Here is an 18,645-nt window from a genome sequence, read left to right as displayed (position 1 = left end):
CGTGTTCTCAACGGTACGACCCGCGGCTGTGGCCGTGGTCCTCCTGGCCGCGGTGAGCCTGACCGCGTGCTCCCATGACAAGCAGGCGGCCACCGCGGAGATGTGCGTCTCCGAGGCCGAGCAGAACGTGACCGCCGCCGCAGACAACCCGCACATCCCCAAGGCCGAGGTCGACGCCTCGCTCGGCCAGGTCGGCGACGGGTGCGTCTTCCGCGGCTCCGGCGGCTTCCAGCTGGACGTGTCGAAGTGTCCCACCGACTACGACATCAACACCGGCATCACCGACAAGGAGATCCGGCTGTTCACCAGCATGCCGCACAGCGGCCCGCTCGCCGCGTACGGCTACATCGGCGACGGACTGAAGAACTACCTCTCGTACGTCAACGCCAACGGCGGCGTCGGCGGGCGCACCATCCAGCTCGACATCCTGGACGACCACTACCAGCCGGACCTGACCCGCAAGAACGTCGACAAGGCGATCCAGGAGAACAAGTACGCGGCCAGCGTGGCGATCCTCGGCTCGTCCAACAACGGCGCCATCCGCGACGTCATGAACGACGAGTGCATGCCGCACCTGCTGGTGGCCTCCTCCGAGGACCGCTGGGGAGACGTCGAGAACTACCCGTGGACCACGGGCATGGGCCTGAACTACGGCAACGAGGCCGGGCTCTGGAAGCGCTGGATCTCCGACAAGTATCCCGACGGCGCGACCGTCGCCGTGGTCGCCATGAACAACGACTTCGGCAAGGCGTACGAGGCCGCCTTCACCGACGCCGCCGAAGGCAGCAACATCAAGATCGTCGCCAAGGAGCTGATCGACCCGTCGGCGCCGAACATGACCGACCAGCTGACCTCGGCGGCGGCCAGCAAGGCCCAGGTCGCCATCTTCGCCGTCGCCGGCACGTTCTGCGTGCAGGCCATCGGCGGCGTCGAGCGCAGCTCGTGGGACCCGGACGTGATCACGGGCAACTCGTGCGCGCAGATCGAGACGTCGCTGGCGCCGCTGCAGAAGGAGGGCCTGACCGGCGACGGCACCATGGTCATCCAGTACTACTACAACCCGAGCGACCCGGCGAACAAGGCGCCGGAGTACGCCGAGCTCTACGCCGAGCAGATGAAGAAGGACGGGCTGGACCCGGAGGTCGCGCAGTACACCAACGGCTGGTTCTGGGGCTGGTACCTCGTGGCGGTGCTGCGCAACGCCGACGCGATGCAGGGCGGGCTGAACCGCGCCAACATCGCCGTGGCCGCGCGCACCATCAGCCAGCCGTACCCGCTGCTGGTCGAGGGGCTGACCTCGAAGATGAACGGCGTGGAGGACGCCTACCTGTTCGAGGGCGGCCAGATGTTCCGCTACGAGGGAGCCACCACCAGCAAGATCGGCGAGTGGAAGCCGATCGGCGAGCTGATCAACCGTGAGGGCAGCACGGGCAACTTCACCAAGCTCAACCTGCAGTGACCGGCGGCCGGGGTGCGCGACGGCGCGCACCCCGGCCATCGACGAAGGAGTGACACATGCCCGAACTCGACTTCGACGGCGCGGTGGCGGTGGTGACCGGCGGCGGGCACGGCCTGGGCCGGGCGTACGCGGGCGAGCTGGGCCGGCGCGGCGCGCGGGTGCTGGTCAACGACCTCGACGCCGAGGCCGCCCGATCGGCCGCGCGGGACATCGCGGACGCCGGCGGCGTGGCGGTCGCCGAGACGAGCAGCGTCGCCGACCCGGCCGGCGGTGAGGCGATCATCGCGGCGGCCGTGGACGCCTTCGGCCGGGTGGACGTCCTGATCAACAACGCGGGCGTCGGACGGCCCAAGGACTTCGGCGACGTGGGCATGGACGACGTGCACCTGTCGCTGTCCGTGCACCTGCTCGGCGCCTACCACCTGATCGTCCCCGCCTGGCGGCACATGACCGCCCAGGGCGGCGGCTCGATCGTGAACACCTCCTCGTCGGTCGGCCTGTTCGGCCAGAAGCGCTCGGCCGTCTACGCCTCGGCGAAGATGGGCGTCGTCGGCCTGACCCGGGTGCTGGCCGCGGAGGGCGCCCCGCTCGGCATCCGGGTCAACGCGATCGCCCCGGTGGCGAGCTCGCGGATGGCCGCCGACGTGTACGGCAAGCTCGATCCCAAGCTGGACCCGGCGCGCGTCGCGGCGGTGGTGCTCGCCCTGGCGCACCGCGACTGCCCGGTCACCGGCGAGGTCGTCTCCGCCGGTGGCGGCCGGCTCGCGCGCATCCTGATCGCGACGACAGACGGCTACTTCTCCCCGGACCTGACGGTGGAGGAGGCCGCCGCTGCACTGCCCTCGGTGGTGGCCGGGGAGACGGCGGTGCGGGTGCCGACCTGCGCCATGGACGAGATCGACCTGATCCGGCAGTGCTTCCCGGATCTCGACGGCTTCCCGATGCCGCTGCGCTGACGGCGCCCGCCACGTCAGCCGCGCCGCCGCGGCGGGAGCCGTCCCTGCCCGCCGTAGGGCTGGAGCCCGGCGCCGAGATCGCCGTCGAACGCCGCGGCGACGTCCGCCGCGCTCCACCGCTCCCGTACGGCGTGCGGAGCGCCGGCGAGCTCCACGTGCGGCACGATGCCGAGACGCCGGCCGTCGAAGCTGAAGAACTGCCCGGTGACGCCCTCCGATGCGTCGCTGAGCAGGTAGGTCACCAAGGGCGCCACGGCGGCGGGCGACATCTCGTCGATGCCGTCGAGAGGGGCGCCCGCGCCGTCCGGTGTGGGGGCGCGGCTGATCGCGTCACGGGTCATCCGGGTCAGGGCCTTGGGCGACAGGGCGTTGACCCGGATTCCGTCGGCTTCGAGGTCGAGGGCGGCAGCCCAGGTCAGCGCCGTGACGGCGCCCTTGGTCATGGCGTAGGCCGCCATGTTCGGGTAGCCGAACATGGCCAGGGACGAGGCGTTGACGATGGACCCGCCGCCCGCGCCCCGCATCGCCCGTGCCGCCGCGTCGAGGCAGTACGCGGTGCCGAGCACGTTCACGTCGACGGCTTCCCGCAGCCGGCGCGGGTCCTCGTTCCACGGCAGCGCCTCGTGGTAGAGCCCGGCGTTGTTGACCAGGCCGTCCAGGCGGCCGAACGCGGCGACGCACTCCCCGACCAGGGCCGCCGCCTGGCCGGGGTCGGCTATGTCGCTCGGGACGGCCACGGCGCGCCCGCCCGCCCTTTCGATCTCGGCGGCGGTCTCGCCGGCGGCCCCGGCGTCGACGTCGTTGACCACGACGGCGGCGCCGTGCCGCGCGGCGTCCACGGCGTAGGCACGGCCCAGCCCCCGGCCTGCCCCGGTCACCAGCACGGCACGTCCGACGAGCATGTCGAACTCCTTCTGTCAGCATTGACGTAGACGCTGACGAAGCTTAGGGTCGCACCCGAAAGGCGGTCAAGAATGCAGGACACCAGGCTGGACCGGCTCTGCTTCGGCTGCGGCCCGATCGGCGGCCTCGCCGCGGCGAGCGGCGAGACCGGGCCGGAGCACGCCGAGGAGATCGCCGTCGCGGCCGTCGAGGCCGCCTGGGAGTGCGGCCTGCGCAGTTTCGACACCGCTCCCAGCTACGGGGACGGCGCCGCCGAACGCCTGCTCGGCACCGCGCTGCGCGGCCTGCCGCGTGACCGGTTCACGGTCAGCGGCAAGGTCGGGCGCCGGACGATGGCGATCGCCGACCCGTACCGGCTGGACGGAGCCGCCGCCCGGCGGGAACCCCGCTTCGACTTCACCGCCGCCGGGGTCCGGCGCACCGTGGAGACCTCGCTGGAGCGGCTCGGACTCGACCGGCTCGACACGGTCTTCCTGCACGACCCCGACGACCTGCTCGGTCCCGCGCTCGACGAGGCCGTTCCCGCCCTGCACGAGCTGCGCCGGGCGGGCGCCGTCGGCGCGATCGGGGTGGGCACGACCCGGCCGCGGGCCGCCCAGGCGCTGGTCGCCGCCGGGGCCGTCGACACCGTGATGATCGCGGGGGAGTGGAACCTCATGCGGCGCTCGGCCGCCACGCTGCTGGCGCGCTGCCAGGAGGCCGGGGTTCCCGTGCTGGCCGCCGCACCGTACGCCTCCGGGCTGCTCGCCGTCGCCCGGCCCGGGCCCGGCCTGCCCTACCTCTACCGCGCGCCGTCGCCGTGGCTGCTGGAGGCCGCCGGCCGGATGGCCGACCGCTGCCGGCGCCACGGCGCCGAGCTGCCCCAGGCGGCGATCCAGTTCCCGCTCCGGCATCCGGCCGTGACCCAGGTGGTCGTCGGCATGCGCGACGCCGGCGAGGTCGTCGCCAACGCCGCGCGGTTCACCACCGATCTGCCCGAGGCGCTCTGGGCCGAGTTGGACACGCTCTGGGCCGGGCTCGGCACACCGCCCGGGGAACCCGTCCCGACATGATCGAGGAGGCCGTACGTGCTGCGCCAGGAGAACTATCGCAGGATCGCCATCGAGCGGCGTGGGGCCGTCACCGTGCTCACGCTGAACCGCCCCGAGCGGCGCAACGCCGTCGACGACGTCATGCACTCGGAGCTGTCGACGCTGTTCCGCGAGGCGCGGCGGAGCACCGACGCCGAGGTCTACGTGCTCACCGGCGCGGGGGAGGCCTTCTGCGCCGGCGGGGACACCGACCCCGGCCGTCCCTATGCCTCGCTCAGCGGCCTGACGCCGATCCAGGAGGCCGCCGAGATCGTCTACGGCATCCTGGAGCTGGACCAGCCGCTGATCGCCGCGGTCAACGGCGACGCCACGGGGCTGGGGGCGATGCTGGCCTCCGCCGCCGACGTGTCCTTCGCCGTGCCTTCGGCCCGCTTCGGTGACGCGCACGTGCAGGTGGGGCTGCCCGCCGGCAACGGCCCCGCCGCGCTGTGGCCGCTGCTGGCCGGGCCGCAGCGGGCCAAGCGGCTGCTGCTCGGCGGCGAGATGATCAGCGCCGACCAGGCCGTCGCCTGGGGGCTGCTGCACGAGCTGGTCACCGAGGGTTCCGCCCTGGACGCCGCCCTGGCGCTGGCCGGACGCTGGGCCGAGCTGCCCCGCGCGGCCGTACGCGGCACCAAGGCCACGATCAACGCTGCCGTACGCGCGGCGGTCGCCCAGGTCCTGCCGCTGTCGCTGGCCCTGGAGGAGCAGGCGATGGCCGCCCCCGACTTCCGCCGGCGACTCGCCGCAGCGCACGAGACACGGCGAGCCGCCACGGGCTGACGCCCGCAGCGCCGGACGACCTCCGTGACGGCGCTCAGCCGCCCCGCAGCGCCGGACGTCCTTCGCGGCGGGCCGCTGCGAGCTGACGGCGCTCAGCCGGTCCGCAGTGCCGGGATGACTTCCGTGACGATGCGGTGGACGGTGTCCTCGTCGGTCTGGCCGTGCGGCCAGTAGTCCTGCGGTGGCCAGTAGAAGACGAACCGGTCGATGCCGGCCGCACGGTAGCGGGAGACGAAGCTCGCGAAAGCGTCCGGGCCGGCCCACATGTTCTCCGAGCTGACCAGCGGGCGGCCGGTCAGCAGCGTGCGGCCCAGCGTGGCCGGGTCCCGGCCGGCCTCCTCACACGCGCGTTCCATCCGGCGCACCTGGCGGGCGGTGCGGTCGAGGTGCTCGGCCGCGGACAGGCCGAAGCCGCCGAAGGTGCTCCAGGCGTCCCCGTACCGCGCGGCGGTGGCCATGGCGTGCGGTCCGTGGGCGGCGACCGTGAGCGGCGGACGCGGGGATCGCACCGGCCGGGGGCCGAGCGGCGGGATGCGGGAACGGTAGTACCGCCCGGGCTCGACAGGCTCACCGCGCAGGACCCGGTCGACGAGCGCGACGGCCTCCCGGAACCGCTCCGCGCGCTCCCGCCCGGGCCACGGTCGCGAACCGGCCAGCGCGTGGTCGGAGTCGGCGTACCCGGAGCCGAGGCCTACCTCCAGCCGCCCCTGGCTGATCCGCTCCACGGTCAGGGCCTGGCGGGCCAGCAGCGCCGGATGACGCACCACCGGGCTGGACACCAGGCTGCCCAGGCGGATCGTCGTGGTCGCGGTCGCGAGGGCCGCCAGTGTGCTCCAGGCCTCCAGCCAGTCCTGCGCGGGATCCGCCGGGCTGGTCAGGTGGTCGTCGACCCACGCGTGGTCGAACCCGAGCCGTTCGGCCAGCAGGCAGTGGTCTCGCAGCGTCTGCCAGGACACCTTCGGAATGAGCATGACGCCGAAGGCCGGACCCGTCGGGGGAATTCTGTCAGCATCCACGTTGACGCAAACTAGGCGCGATGCTAGCGTGACGTCAACATCAATGGTGACGTGCACGCGGAAACCCGGCGCGTACCAGCAGACTCGATCCAACGACCTGGGAGACGAGGCAGATGGTGGTCCGAACCCCGACCCGTCGGCCAGCGGTCGACATGTTCGACTCCGATCGGTTCCGGCAAGTGATGGGCCACGTCCCGACGGGGGTGGCCGTGGTGACGGCGATGACGCGACAGGGCCCGGTCGGCCTCACCGTCGGGTCCTTCGTCTCGGCGTCATTGGACCCGCCGCTGGTCGGCTTCCTGCCGGCCCGGACGTCCACGACCTGGCCGCTGATCGTGCCGCTCGGCACCTTCTGCGTGAACGTCCTCGGCGAGGACGACGAGAGCCTGTGCCGCGGCTTCGCGCGGTCGGGTGGCCGCAAGTTCGACGGGGTCGACTGGACCTTGTCCGAGGCCACCGGCTCGCCCGTCATCTCCGGGGCGCTGGCCTGGTTCGACTGCGCCTTCGAGCACAGCTACCCGGCCGGTGACCACCTGTTCGTCCTGGGCCGCGTGCTCGACCTCGGCGTCCGCGCGCAGGGCCGACCCCTGATCTTCTGTCATGGCCGCTATCAGCAACTGGCCACGGGCTCCACGGCCGGCAGCGCCGTATCCTTTGGAGGATAAATCCCCATGCGTGTAGGTATGACCTGCATCTTCGAAGGTCACGAGAACGCGACCGACGACGAGATCTACCAGACGGAGCTCCGCCTGGCCGACCTCGCGGAACCGCTGGGCTTCGACGCCCTGTGGGGCGTGGAGCACCACTTCACGTCGTACACCATGATCCCGGACGTCCTGCAGTTCCTGACCTACATGGCAGGACGCACCGAGCGCATCCAGCTCGGCTCCGGCGCGGTCATCCTGCCCTGGCACGACCCGATCCGGGTCGCCGAGCAGGTCGCCGTCCTGGACATCGTGTCCAACGGCCGGTTCGTCTTCGGTCTCGGCCGGGGCCTCGGCCGCATCGAGTTCGAGGGCTTCGGCATCCCGATGGGCGAGTCCCGTGAGCGCTTCGTGGAGGCCGCCGACATCATCATGTCGGCCCTGGACACCGGCATCCTGGAGTACGACGGCAAGTACTACCAGATCCCGCGCCGCGAGCTGCGCCCCAAGCCGGCGCGCAGGTTCGACGACCGCCTCTACGCCGCCGCCGTGTCGCCCGAGTCGGTGCGGATCATGGCCGACATCGGCGCGGGCATCCTGATCAACCCGCAGAAGGACTGGATGGAGGTCGCCGAGGACCTCGCGGGCTACCGGGCCACCTTCAAGGAGATCAAGGGGGTCGACGCGCCGGCCCCGCTGGTCACCGGCTGGGTCTGCTGCGACGAGGACCCGATCAAGGCCAGGGACATGGCCCAGGAGTACATCGGCGGCTATTACGAGTACGTCCTGAACCACTACGAGCTGGGCGGGCGGCACTTCGACACCACGCTCGGCTACGAGTACTACCAGCGACTCGCCCGCTCGATCCAGAAGCACGGCTCCGACCGCGTCGTGGACAACTTCATCGAGCTGCAGATCTGGGGCACCCCCGACCAGTGCCTGGAGCGCATCGTCGCCATCCAGGAGAAGGTCGGCAACGACGGGTTCAACGGCGTGTTCAACTTCGCCGGCATGACCCCGGAGACCGCCGAGAAGAACCTGCGCCTGTTCGCCGCCGAGGTCATGCCGCGGGTCAAGGCCCTCGGACCGGTCCGGCCATGACCAGCCCGGGGTTCCGGGTCGTCACCGGCGGCCTCGGCTTCCCCGAGGGGCCGAGCCATCTGGGCGACGGGGCCGTGGCCGTGGTCGAGATGCAGGGTCAGGTGGTCACCCGGGTCGCGGCCGACGGCGGCAAGACGGTGCTCGCCCGGCTCGGCGGCGGGCCCAACGGCAGCGCCCTCGGCGCCGACGGCGCGATCTACGTCGCCGACAACGGGGGCCTGTCGGCGACCCGGTCCGGCGGTTACTGGCACGCGCCCGAGCCGGTCGACGGCCGTGTGCAGAAGGTGCTCGACGGGCAGGTCACGGTGGTCGCCACCGGCCTGCCGGGGCCGCCGCCGCACCGTCCCAACGACCTGTGCTTCGGCCCCGACGGCCGGCTCTACGTCACCGACTCGCACAATTGGGAGGACCTGCGCGGCCTGAAGCCCGGCCGGATCTGCGCGATCTCCCCGGACCGTACGATCACGCAGGTCGCCGAGGTCCCGGCGATGCCCAACGGCATCGCCTTCGGGCCGGACGGCCGGCTCTACGTGGCCCAGTCGATGACCCGCAAGATCCTGGTCTTCGACTGGTCGGCCGGGACGGGCCTCGGCGACCCGCGGGTCTTCGCCAAGCTTCCGGCCGGCTCGCCCGACGGCATGTGCTTCGACGCCGACGGCGACCTCTACGTCTGCGGCAGCGTCGGGCACGTCATCTTCGTCTATGACGCCGTAGGCGCTCTCAAGCGGACCATCGAGGTCCCCACGGGAGCACAGCCGACCAACTGCTGCATCGGTGACGGTCAGCTCTATGTCACCTTCTCCATGACCGGCGAGCTGGTCGCCTACGACCTGCAGGTGACCGCGCTGCCACTGCACGAGGGAGTTATCACATGAAGTTCGGCCTGATGTACGAGATCCCCGTGCCCCGCCCGTGGAACGACCGCAGCGCGTACGACGCCTTCGAGAACACGCTGCGCCAGATCGAGCTCGCCGACCGGCTGGGGTTCCACAGCGTCTGGACGGTGGAGCACCACTTCCTCGGCGACTACTCCCATTCCTCCGCGCCCGAGGCGTTGTACGGGGCCATCGCGGCGCGGACCAGGAACATCCGCATCGGCCACGGGGTCCGGCTGCTGCCCTTCCCGTACAACCATCCGGTGCGCGCCGCCGAGGCCGCGGCCACCATCGACATCATCTCCAACGGCCGCCTGGAGTTCGGCACCGGCCGGTCAGGCACCCGCATCGAGCTGGAGGGCTTCGGCATCAACCCCTCCGACACCCGCCCGATGTGGGAGGAGGCCCTTGACGTGATCATGGGGTGCTGGACCGAGGAGACCTTCTCCTGGGAGGGGGAGTACTTCAAGATCCCGCCGCGGGGCGTGGTTCCCAAGCCGCTGCAGGCGCCGCACCCGCCGCTGTGGGGCGCGTCCTCCAGCTCCGACAGCCATGAGCTGATGGGCGAGAAGGGCATCGGCCTGCTGTCGTTCTCCGTCGCGTCGGGGCCGGAGACCCTGGTCAAGCGGTTCGGCCGGTACCGCGACGGCATCCGCCGCGCCAAGCCGGTCGGCAAGTACGTCAACGAGCAGATCGCCACCTTCACCCAGGTGCACTGCGCGGAGACCACCGAGGACGCCTACGCCGAAGCCGGTCCCCGCTTCGGGTGGTACGTCCAGGAGTCGTTGAAGAAGATCGCCGAACTCGGCGACTGGAAGGACGGCACCCAGCTCGGCAGCTACGAGTACGCCAAGCGGCTCCTCGGCGGTGTCGACCTGAACACGCTGGACTTCGACTACCTGCTCAAGAACGACGCGGTGATCGTCGGCAACCCCGACCAGTGCGTCGAGATGGCCAAGCGGTACGAGGCGGTGGGCACCGACCTGCTGCTCTGCCTCGTGCAGCCCTATGACATTCCGCATGAAAAGGTCATGAAGTCGATCGAGCTTCTCGGTACGCACGTGCTGCCGGAGTTCTCCTGACCTTTGACTCCAGATGGGGTGCCGATGTCCATGCAGCGCACGAGCCGCACCGGTGACTGGATCCGGATCCACGCCCGGAACACGCCGAACAAGCCATGCTTTGTGACCGATACCGATTCGTACTCCTTCGCGGAGGTCAACAGCCGCGTCAACCGGGTGGCCCACGAGTTGCGCCGCATGGGCGTGGTGAAGGGCGACCGCGTGGCGCTGTTCGCCACCGACTCCACGAGCTACATGGAGGTGCTGCTCGCCTGCATGAAGCTGGGCGCGGTGTACGTCCCGCTGAACTACCGCCTCGCCCGGCCCGAACTGCAGACCTTGCTGCGCACCGCCGAGGCCAAGGTGCTGTTCTTCAGCGAGCGGTACGCCTCGATGGTGGAGTCCGTCGACGTGCCGACGCTGACCGCCGCGATCTGCTTCGAGAAGTCCCCCGTCGCCGACCGCGACTACGGACAACTGCTCGCCACCGGCGAGGATCACGAGATCGACACGGTGATCAACGACGACGAGCTGATGTGCCTCGCCTTCACCAGCGGCACCACCGCGCTGCCCAAGGGCGTCATGCACCACCAGCGCATGGTCAAGCACATGACGTTCCAGTGCATCCTGGAGCGGCGGCTGCCGGCGGAGGCGTTCCACTACTCCCCGGCACCGCTGTTCCACGCCGCCGGCATGTGTTACGTGCTGTCGGGCGTGGCCCGCGGCAACCCGTCGCTGATCCTGGACGGATTCGACCCCGCCACGGTGCTCAAGTGGCTGCGCCGTGACGTGCTCCACGGCGTCTTCCTGGTCCCGACCATGATCGAGATGCTCCTGCAGGAGCCCGGCGTCGAGAAGGGCGGCTACCACAACCTGCTGTCGATCGCCTACGGCGCGGCCCCGATGTCGCCGAGCCTGCTCCGCAGGGCCATGAAGACCTTCCGATGCGACTTCATGAACCTGTTCGGCGCCGGGACGGAGGCGGGCCTCCAGACCGTGCTCACTCCCGAGGACCACCACCGGGCGCTGAAAGGCCACGAGCACCTGCTCGGCTCGATCGGCAAGCCCGGCATGGGCGTGGACCTGCGGCTGTGCGACGAGGAGCTGAACGACGTCCCGGACGGCGAGGTCGGCGAGATCGTCACCAGGTCCGACGCGGTGATGGCCGGCTATCTCAACATGCCGGAGGCGACGAACGAGGTGCTGGTCGACGGCTGGTTCCGGGGCGGCGACCTGGCCCGGCGGGACGAGGAGGGATACCTGTACCTCTCCGGGCGCAAGAAGGATATGATCATCCGCGGCGGGGAGAACGTCTACCCCGTCGAGATCGAGCAGGTGCTGAGCGAGCATCCGGCGGTGCTGGAGGTCTCGGTGGTCGGCGTCCCGGACGAGCGCTGGGGCGAGATCGTCCGGGCGCACGTGGTGGTCGCCCCCGGAGCCTCCTTCGAAGAGGACCAGGCCAGGGACTTCTGCCGCGCCCGGCTCGCCGGCTACAAGGTGCCGGAGACCTTCCAGATAGAGCCGGACCTCCCGCGCAACGCCAGCGGCAAGGTGCTGAAGCGAGTCCTGCGGGAACGGTGACGGCCACCGCGGCGGGGGCGCCGGCCCCCGCCGCCTGCGCTATCATCAACGTTGCTGTTTATGCGAGTCGAGCTGAGGGAGGGGGACACCGATGGCTCCTCGAGAACGGCGCCCACCGCCGCCGAGCGACATCGCCCGCCGCCGGATGGAGCGACGCCTGGCCAGCGGCCGCAAGTCCGACGCGCGGTGGAAGGAGGTCCTGGAGGGCGCGGGACGCGTCTTCGAGCAGTTGGGCTACGCCCAGGCCACCCTGGAGAACGTGGCGGCCGAGGTCGGCATCAACCGGGCGACTCTCTACTACTACGTCGGCACGAAGGAAGAGCTGCTCGTCGCGCTGCTGCACCAGCCCATCGAGCAGATGCGCGCCGAACTGGAGCGGATCGTCGCCGAGGAGGCGACCGCGCCGGAGAAGCTGGTCAGCGGGCTGCGCGCGTACGTGCTGGCCATGTCACGCCGCCCGGAGCTGTTCATCTTCATGCGGGAGAACCTCGACCAGGTGGTGAACGGGGGCGAGGCGACCGACATCAAGGAGAACGCCGACCGGTGGGGCCGCTTGCTCGCCCAGGTGATCACGGAAGGGGCGAAGGCCGGGGAGTTCCGCGACGACATCGACCCGACCGTGGCCGTGATGGGCATCGTGGGCATGTTCAACTGGACCTACCGGTGGTACGACCCGCAGGGCCCGCGCAGCCTGGTGGACATCGGCGAGGACTTCATCGAGATGTCGCTGTCCGCCCTTTCCCCGGGCCGCTGACCCGGGTGCCGACGCGAGGCGCGCCCGCTCCCGCGAGGGGCGCCCCGTTCACTTCTTGACGTGATCGGGCTCTGGACGCGGAGGGTAATTGCATGGATACTCTTCGTGTCAGGCCCTTTCGCCCCCGTCACCGCTCTCCAGCACCGCATTCGCCGGCGTGTTTCGTGCTGCCCGGAGTGCGTCACCAGGGGCACGCAAGAAGGAGAGTTATGCAGTTCAAGAAGCTCCTGACCCTTCCGCTCGCCCTGCTCGCGGCGGGCGCGTGCGTGACCACCGCCGCCGCGGCCAGCACGACGAACGTCCCCGCCGCGGCGGCCCGCCAGGCGGCGCTGCCCTCCGGCTACCAGCTCGTGACGCTGCCCAACGCCAACGTCCCCAACTTCCAGCGCCGCACGCTCTACTGCCCCGGCGGCAAGAAGGTCCTCGGCGGCGGCGCCGAGGCCCGCGGCAACAGGGCGATCCTGGTCGGCTCGTTCCCCACCGATGACGGACGCGGCTGGATCGGCATCGGCCGCCAGGACGGCTACAACGACGTAGGCATCAGCGTCTTCGCCATCTGCGCCGACTGACCCGCGCGCCGTCGGCCCCGGCCGGACCACCCGGCCGGGGCCGACGCGTATCACCGACGGCTCACGCGCGCTCGTCGTCCCCGTGATCCGTCGCCGCCCGGCGCCGCAGCACCGCCACCGCCGCCGCCACCAGCGCCACGGCCGCGAGAAGCAGCCACGAGAAGCGCCCCAGGAGCCCTTCCAGGTGAGCGGCCGACGCCCCGGCGAACGCGCCCAGGCCGACGTACACCGCCGACCACAGCAACGACCCTGCCAGTGACGCCGGGAGGAACCGGTTGTAGGGCAGATGCGCCGCCCCCGCCGCCGCCGGCGTGAGTGTGCGGACGACCGGGACCAGCCGGGTGAGGAACACCGCCGCCGCGCCGTGACGGTGCAGCGCGTCGGTCGCGCGATCCCAGTGCCGCACCCCGAGCCGTCGCACCGCCCGCGTATCCCGCATGCGACCGGCGTACCGCTGTCCGAGCCAGTAGCCGACGTGGTCGCCGGCCGTGACCCCCAGCGCGACGATCAGCAGCAGGGCGGCGAACCGCCCGGGGGTGGTGGCGGCGACCCCCAGCAGCAGCACGCCCGTCTCGCCGGGCAGGACCGAACCGACCCCCAGCCCCGACTCGGCGAACGCCATGGCTCCGGCCACCAGCCCGAGCAGAGGGAAGGGGAGATCGCTCACCGCCTGAACGCCCTCAGCGATCCAGTCCACCCGGCGCCCTCCCATGCGCTTCCGGGGCCGCTGGTACGAGTGCTGAGAAGAGGAACGGTGGTGCGTGCATCCGGATCATGGTGGCACGCGGCGCGGCGCCTGCCATCAGGGAGAGCCCTGACTCGGGACCTGGGCCCGTACGGAATCATCCCTACGGGTCCTGGGAGTTCAGGCCGGGTCACCACTCGGTGACGAGCGGCGTGTCCCGGTCGTGCTGCCGCCAGGCCGCGGCGAGGCGGGCGAGGCGGGCGGGGGCGGCGATGCCGCGCACGGTCGCGATCTTGCCGTCGGCGATGTCGAACGACATGGTGCCCACGACCCGGTCGCCGACCACGAAGAGGGCCGCGGGGGCGCCGTTGACCACCGCGTAGTGGATGGCGGACGTGCCGCCGGCGAGCCGCCGTTTCGCGGGAGTGGATCTGAGACCGGCCCGTACGACGGCGGCGACGCGCCGCGCAGTGTCGACCCGCAGCAGCGTCTCGGTCAGGCCGGCGCTGTCGGAGACCGCGGTCGCGTCGTCGGTGAGCAGCGCGACCAGCCGCTCGGTGCGGCCCGAGGCGGCGGCGGCGAGGAACTCCTCGACGATCCCGCGGGCGGACTCGGGGTCGATCTCGCCGCCGCCGCGGCGCGCGGCGGCGATGCGCTGCCGGGCCCGATGGAGGTGCTGCTGGCTCGCGGACTCGGTGATGTCGAGGATCTCGGCGATCTCGGCATGGCTGTACGAGAACGCCTCGCGCAGCACGTAGACGGCCCGCTGGACGGGGGACAGGCGCTCCATGAGGGTCAGCACGGCCAGGGACACCGACTCGCGCTGTTCGTAGGTGTCGGCCGGGCCGAGCATCGGGTCGCCCTTGAGCAGCGGTTCGGGCAGCCACACGCCGACCGCGCGCTCGCGCCTGGCCCGCGCGGAGCGGAGCCGGTCGAGGCACAGATTGGTGACGATCTTGGTCAGCCACGCCTCCGGCACCTCGATCCGGTCGCGGTCGGCTGCCTGCCAGCGCAGGAACGCGTCCTGCGCGGCGTCCTCGGCGTCGGCGGCGGAGCCGAGCAGACGGTACGCGAGCGAGGCCAGCCGGGACCGGCTGGCCTCGAACTGCTCGGTGGCGAAGGCGTCCACGCGGCCGACTCTAGGCAACGGCGGCCTCGGCCGAGCGATCGGGCCGGGCGGCCAGGCGGCGCTTCCTGGCCGGCATGCCGAAGGTCGGGTGGCTCATGCTCCAGGCGGAGCTCCTGATGATGCCCTTCTTCAGCAGCGCGGCCGTGCGGCCCCGCAGGGACCAGGCCTTGGGCCGGGCGTCACCGTCGACCAGCTGGAAGATCGCGTCGCGCCGCCCGAGGCTGATGTGGTTGCCGTAGTACTTCAGCGTGGTCGACGGGACCTCGCGGCCGGTCAGCCGCCCGACGATCGCCTCGACCGCCTGGATGCCCGTGAAACCGGCCGAGGCGCACGACATCGGCAGCGGCAGGCCGTTCTCGCCGACGGCGTGGACGCTGTCGCCGGCGGCGTAGACGTCGGGGTGCGAGACCGACCGCATGGTGCGGTCGACGACGATCCGACCGGCCTCGGTGACCTCCAGCCCGGCGGCGGCGGCGATGGGGCCGACCGCGAACCCGGCCGTCCACACGGTCGCGTCGGAGGTCAGGGCGGTGCCGCCGGCGCACAGCACCCGCGCCGCTTCGACGGCTTCGACGCCGGTGTGCTCCAGGACGGTGATGCCCAGCCGGTCGCAGGCCTGGCGCAGGTGGCCGCGGGCTCCGTCGGAGAGCCGGGCGCCCAGCTGTTCGCGGGCGACCAGCGTGACCGACAGGCCGGGCCGGGATTCGGCGAGCTCGGTGGCGGTCTCGATGCCGGTCAGCCCGTCGCCGACGACCAGCACGTTCCCGCCCTCGCCCCGTCTTTCCAGGCCGTCCAGGCGTTCGCGCAGGCGCAGCGCCGAGGCCCGGCCGGTGACGTCGAAGGCGTGCTCGGCCACGCCGGGGACGCCGCCGGCGACGTGGCTGCCGAGCGCGTAGAGCAGCGTGTCGTAGCCGAGCTCGCCGCCGGCGTCGGCCACGGTGACGACCCGGCGCTCGGGGTCGACGGCGGTGACACGGGCCAGGCGCAGCCGTATCCCCGTGCCCGCGAAGACATCTTCGAGTCTCCGGGTCTCCAGCTCGTGCCCGGCCGCGAGCTGGTGCAGCCGCATCCGCTCGACGAAGTGCGGCTCGGCGTTGACCACGGTGATCTCGGTGTCCGCCGGGGACAGCCGCCGGGCCAGGATCCCGGCCGCGTAGGCCCCGGCATAGCCGGCGCCGAGGACGACGATGCGGTGCTTCATGTGGTGCTCCTGTCGGTGCGCTTGCTTCCGGTGACTTGAGCGGTGCGGCACTCCGATTGCTGACAGGAACCGCGTATGGCATGGGTCACACAGACCGCCCGACCTTTGGTGGACACCGCTTACGGGGTGAAATGTCCGTATTGTCGTGACAAGTCAGTATCGGAACCGGCAGAATGCGGGACCACCAGCGTCTCCCCTCCCCTGGAGGAACCCTCATGCGCCGAACCCTAGGGGCACTCGCCGTGGTCGCCGGCCTCACCGCCTGCGCCCCGTCCACCAGCGGAGCGGCGCCCGAGGCGGCCGAGCCGGCGGGCGGCGCCGCGCCGGCGAAGACCGAGGAGGCGACTCCCGAGCCGGCCCCCGAATCGGACGAGTGCCGCGTGAGCGTGGTCAAGCCGGGCGTCTCCGCGCTCGGTATCCGGGCCTCGGCCGTGCGCCGTGGATGTGAGCACCCGGCGCTGCTGCGCGTCCGGGTCATGCGCGCCGTCCCCGGCGACGATCCGGTCATCAAGAGCGGCGCCACCAGGAAGGGCCGCATCACCCTGAAGCTGCCCTGCGAGCCGGGCACGTACTACACGGTCGCCACCGACTACCGGGGCGGCACCGCGAAGTCCAAGGCCACCCGGGTGACCTGCGCCACCCCCACGCCCACCCCCACGCCCACCCCCACCCCGACCCCTACGCCCACTCCCACTTCCACCAGGGAGACGCCGGCTCCCGAGAAGAAGGAGGCCGTCCAGTCCGTCGGCACGGTGCTGGAGAACGAGGTCGTCCGGCTGACCAACGCCGAGCGGGCCAAGGGCGGCTGCGACCCGCTCAAGCACGACGCGCGGCTGCGTAAGGCCGCGTCCGGGCACTCGGCCGACATGGCGGAGAACGACTACTTCGACCACGACTCCCTGGACGGCCGCGACATGGCCGACCGCATCCGTGCGACCGGCTTCACCGGCTCCGCCTTGGCCGAGAACATCGCCATGGGACAACGGTCGGCGGCCGAGGCGGTCCGGGGCTGGATGAACAGCGAGGGCCACCGGCAGAACATCATGAACTGCTCGTACACCCTCATCGGGGTGGGTGCGGCCAAGAACGCGCAGGGGCAGATCTACTGGACACAGAACTTCGCCGCCCGGTGACTCGGCGAAGCCGCTACCAGTTGCCGAGGACGAGGCGTCCGTCGACGGGGCCGAGGGCGTAGGGGCCGGAGGTGTACCACTTGCCGGCGTAGGAGACGCCGTTCTTCCAGACGTGGTAGCTGAAGGTGCCGTCGGAGTTCTGGTAGGTGGCGACGATGTCGTCCTTGCCGTCTCCGTCCACGTCGCCGGAGGCGACGCGGTTGCCGACGTTGGACATGGTCCAGCCGCCGGAGGTGTAGTCGGAGGCGCGGCTGAAGGCGGATCCGCTGGAGGTCCACCGGTAGATGGTCATCGATCCGTCGCCGTCGTCGCGCATCATGGCGGGCTCTGCCTTGCCGTCACCCGTGAGGTCAGCGACGACGAGGCGTCCGTCGACAGGGCCGAGTGCGTAAGGGCCGGAGGTGTACCACTTGCCGGCGTAGGACAGGCCGTTCTTCCAGACGTGGTAGCTGAAGGTGCCATCGGAGTTCTGGTACGCGGCGACGACATCGTCCTTGCCGTCCCCGTCGACATCCCCGGAGGCCACCCGGTCGCCGACATTGGCCATCGTCCAGCCGCCGGAGGTGTAGTCGGTCGCGCGGCTGAAGGCGGATCCGGTGGAGGTCCACCGGTAGATGGTCATGGAGCCGTCGCCGTCGTCGCGCATCATGGCCGGTTCTGCCCTGCCATCACCCGTGAGATCGGCGACGACGAGGCGTCCACCGACCGGACCCAGGGCGTAAGGGCCGGAGGTGTACCACTTGCCGGCGTAGGACACCCCGTTCTTCCAGACGTGGAAGCTGAAGGTCCCGTCCGAGTTCTGGTACGCGGCGACGACATCGTCCTTGCCGTCCCCGTCGACATCCCCGGAGGCCACCCGATCCCCGGTGTTGGCCATCGTCCAGCCGCCGGAGGTGTAGTCGGAGGCGCGGCCGAAGGCCGATCCGCTGGAGGTCCACCGGTAGATGGTCATCGACCCGTCACCGTCGTCGCGCATCATCGCCGGCCCCTCGGTCCCACCTCCGCCGGCGTAGGGCCAGATCGTGTTGGCGATGATCTGGCCGTCGCCGGCCTGCTGCGGATACCTTTCGGGATATGCCGACACCTGGACGGCTTGGCACACTTCGCCGATCGGTGCTGTTCTCCAGCTGTTGTTGGGGTAGAGCCGGAGCATCTTGTTCAGGAACGCGTTGGTGGCCCACGTGGGGTCGAGACGCTGTTCGGCGCTTCCCCAGCTGTCCAGCTGCTGGAACAGTCCCAGGCTGGTGTGGTCGACCTTCTCGCTGATGTTCTGGATGCTGCTCTCGACGATGACGGTGGTCATCGCGATCGCCGCGGCTCGGAGGTCGAGCCCGCGGTCGCGGACGGCTTTGATGATCATTCGCGCGCAGGAGACGCGGTAGGCGGACATGTAGCCGCGCATCTTGGCGTTGAGGGTGCTGTTGAGCTGGGTGGCCAAGCTGGCGTCGCGCGCGGTGGTGCCGCGGGGGTCGCAAGGGGCGAGCTGGTACGCGGCCGCCGTGATGGGGGGCGTCGGATCGGCCAGAGCGGGATTCGTCGAGATGGCTAAACCGGTGATGACTGCCGTGCCCGTGATGCCGGCACGGAACATGAGAGATCTGAACATGGGGGGTCCTTCGCAGGGGGGAGGCCGCCGGTGCCGTCGGTGGAGGCACCGGGGGCGGACGTCATCCGCATGGGGCAGGTCCGGGCATCTCCGGCCCGGACCTGCTATCCAGACGTGGT

Annotated in this window: 18 protein-coding genes; 12 read left to right on the top strand and 6 right to left on the bottom strand. The window is 71.1% G+C overall.

The features are described 5' to 3' along the window. Positions 1-28: 28 nt before the first annotated feature. Together ACIBF7_RS30020 and ACIBF7_RS30015 are read left to right on the top strand one after the other, a co-directional pair. Positions 29-1,459 (top strand): ABC transporter substrate-binding protein, encoded by a 1,431-nt coding sequence (locus ACIBF7_RS30020; protein WP_271279699.1) that lies wholly within the window; start codon positions 29-31, stop codon positions 1,457-1,459. Between the two features lie 56 nt (positions 1,460-1,515). Further along, positions 1,516-2,415 carry an SDR family NAD(P)-dependent oxidoreductase gene (locus ACIBF7_RS30015; protein ID WP_271279700.1) on the top strand — a complete coding sequence of 300 codons (900 nt, stop codon included), beginning with the start codon at positions 1,516-1,518 and terminating at the stop codon, positions 2,413-2,415. Between the two features lie 14 nt (positions 2,416-2,429). On the opposite strand, the gene ACIBF7_RS30010 is transcribed toward ACIBF7_RS30015, so the two are convergent. Continuing rightward, entirely contained in the window at positions 2,430-3,317 is an 888-nt protein-coding gene (locus ACIBF7_RS30010; RefSeq protein ID WP_397198672.1) for an SDR family NAD(P)-dependent oxidoreductase, read from the bottom strand. A 72-nt stretch (positions 3,318-3,389) separates the two neighbouring features. Between ACIBF7_RS30010 and ACIBF7_RS30005 the strand changes: the two genes are divergently transcribed. Together ACIBF7_RS30005 and ACIBF7_RS30000 are read left to right on the top strand one after the other, a co-directional pair. Further along, on the top strand, positions 3,390-4,370 hold the full coding sequence (locus ACIBF7_RS30005; RefSeq protein WP_271279702.1) for an aldo/keto reductase: 981 nt from the start codon (positions 3,390-3,392) through the stop codon (positions 4,368-4,370). 15 nt (positions 4,371-4,385) lie between these two features. Beyond that, a complete protein-coding gene (locus ACIBF7_RS30000; protein WP_397198671.1) occupies positions 4,386-5,171 on the top strand; it encodes an enoyl-CoA hydratase/isomerase family protein in 786 nt (261 codons plus the stop codon). Positions 5,172-5,263: 92 nt separating this feature from the next. Here ACIBF7_RS30000 and ACIBF7_RS29995 read toward each other — a convergent pair whose 3' ends face one another. Next, positions 5,264-6,142 (bottom strand): LLM class flavin-dependent oxidoreductase, encoded by an 879-nt coding sequence (locus ACIBF7_RS29995; protein ID WP_397198670.1) that lies wholly within the window; start codon positions 6,140-6,142, stop codon positions 5,264-5,266. 197 nt (positions 6,143-6,339) lie between these two features. Here ACIBF7_RS29995 and ACIBF7_RS29990 point away from each other — a divergent pair, with 197 nt between their 5' ends. The 7 genes from ACIBF7_RS29990 (at position 6,340) to ACIBF7_RS29960 (ending at position 12,772) form a co-directional block, all read left to right on the top strand. After that, entirely contained in the window at positions 6,340-6,852 is a 513-nt protein-coding gene (locus ACIBF7_RS29990; protein ID WP_187280996.1) for a flavin reductase family protein, read from the top strand. A 6-nt stretch (positions 6,853-6,858) separates the two neighbouring features. Beyond that, positions 6,859-7,932: an LLM class flavin-dependent oxidoreductase gene (locus tag ACIBF7_RS29985; protein WP_148029790.1), complete on the top strand. Its 1,074-nt coding sequence runs from the start codon at positions 6,859-6,861 to the stop codon at positions 7,930-7,932. After that, positions 7,929-8,807: an SMP-30/gluconolactonase/LRE family protein gene (locus tag ACIBF7_RS29980; RefSeq protein WP_219547917.1), complete on the top strand. Its 879-nt coding sequence runs from the start codon at positions 7,929-7,931 to the stop codon at positions 8,805-8,807. Before ACIBF7_RS29985 ends, ACIBF7_RS29980 begins: the two co-directional genes overlap by 4 nt. Next, entirely contained in the window at positions 8,804-9,889 is a 1,086-nt protein-coding gene (locus ACIBF7_RS29975) for an LLM class flavin-dependent oxidoreductase (RefSeq protein WP_219547919.1), read from the top strand. Before ACIBF7_RS29980 ends, ACIBF7_RS29975 begins: the two co-directional genes overlap by 4 nt. A 24-nt stretch (positions 9,890-9,913) precedes the next feature. Further along, complete coding sequence (locus ACIBF7_RS29970) at positions 9,914-11,449, top strand: class I adenylate-forming enzyme family protein (RefSeq protein WP_148029793.1); 1,536 nt, start codon at positions 9,914-9,916, stop codon at positions 11,447-11,449. A gap of 91 nt (positions 11,450-11,540) precedes the next feature. Next, positions 11,541-12,203, top strand: coding sequence for a TetR/AcrR family transcriptional regulator (locus tag ACIBF7_RS29965; RefSeq protein ID WP_148029794.1), 663 nt, complete (start codon positions 11,541-11,543; stop codon positions 12,201-12,203). Between the two features lie 209 nt (positions 12,204-12,412). After that, complete coding sequence (locus ACIBF7_RS29960; RefSeq protein ID WP_148029795.1) at positions 12,413-12,772, top strand: hypothetical protein; 360 nt, start codon at positions 12,413-12,415, stop codon at positions 12,770-12,772. Positions 12,773-12,833: 61 nt separating this feature from the next. Here the strand turns inward: ACIBF7_RS29960 and ACIBF7_RS29955 are convergent, their stop codons facing one another. From ACIBF7_RS29955 to ACIBF7_RS29945, 3 genes are all read right to left on the bottom strand, one after another. Then, entirely contained in the window at positions 12,834-13,469 is a 636-nt protein-coding gene (locus ACIBF7_RS29955) for a DedA family protein (RefSeq protein ID WP_345483025.1), read from the bottom strand. A gap of 178 nt (positions 13,470-13,647) precedes the next feature. Continuing rightward, on the bottom strand, positions 13,648-14,586 hold the full coding sequence (locus tag ACIBF7_RS29950) for a sigma-70 family RNA polymerase sigma factor (RefSeq protein ID WP_219547926.1): 939 nt from the start codon (positions 14,584-14,586) through the stop codon (positions 13,648-13,650). Between the two features lie 10 nt (positions 14,587-14,596). Beyond that, positions 14,597-15,787, bottom strand: coding sequence for an NAD(P)/FAD-dependent oxidoreductase (locus ACIBF7_RS29945; protein ID WP_271278772.1), 1,191 nt, complete (start codon positions 15,785-15,787; stop codon positions 14,597-14,599). A gap of 215 nt (positions 15,788-16,002) precedes the next feature. On the opposite strand from ACIBF7_RS29945, the gene ACIBF7_RS29940 reads away from it, so the two are divergent. Next, complete coding sequence (locus ACIBF7_RS29940; protein WP_271278773.1) at positions 16,003-16,920, top strand: CAP domain-containing protein; 918 nt, start codon at positions 16,003-16,005, stop codon at positions 16,918-16,920. A 13-nt stretch (positions 16,921-16,933) separates the two neighbouring features. On the opposite strand, the gene ACIBF7_RS29935 is transcribed toward ACIBF7_RS29940, so the two are convergent. Then, positions 16,934-18,526, bottom strand: a complete 1,593-nt coding sequence (locus ACIBF7_RS29935) for an FG-GAP-like repeat-containing protein (RefSeq protein ID WP_397198669.1) — start codon at positions 18,524-18,526, stop codon at positions 16,934-16,936. Between the last annotated feature and the right edge of the window lie 119 nt (positions 18,527-18,645).

Origin of the sequence: Nonomuraea sp. NPDC050478 (assembly GCF_044458265.1) — a bacterium.
In the GTDB taxonomy this organism is placed as follows: Bacteria; Actinomycetota; Actinomycetes; order Streptosporangiales; family Streptosporangiaceae; genus Nonomuraea; species Nonomuraea ferruginea.
The sequence above is the reverse complement of the archived record's forward strand: the minus strand, read 5'-3'. Positions and strand labels throughout refer to the sequence as shown.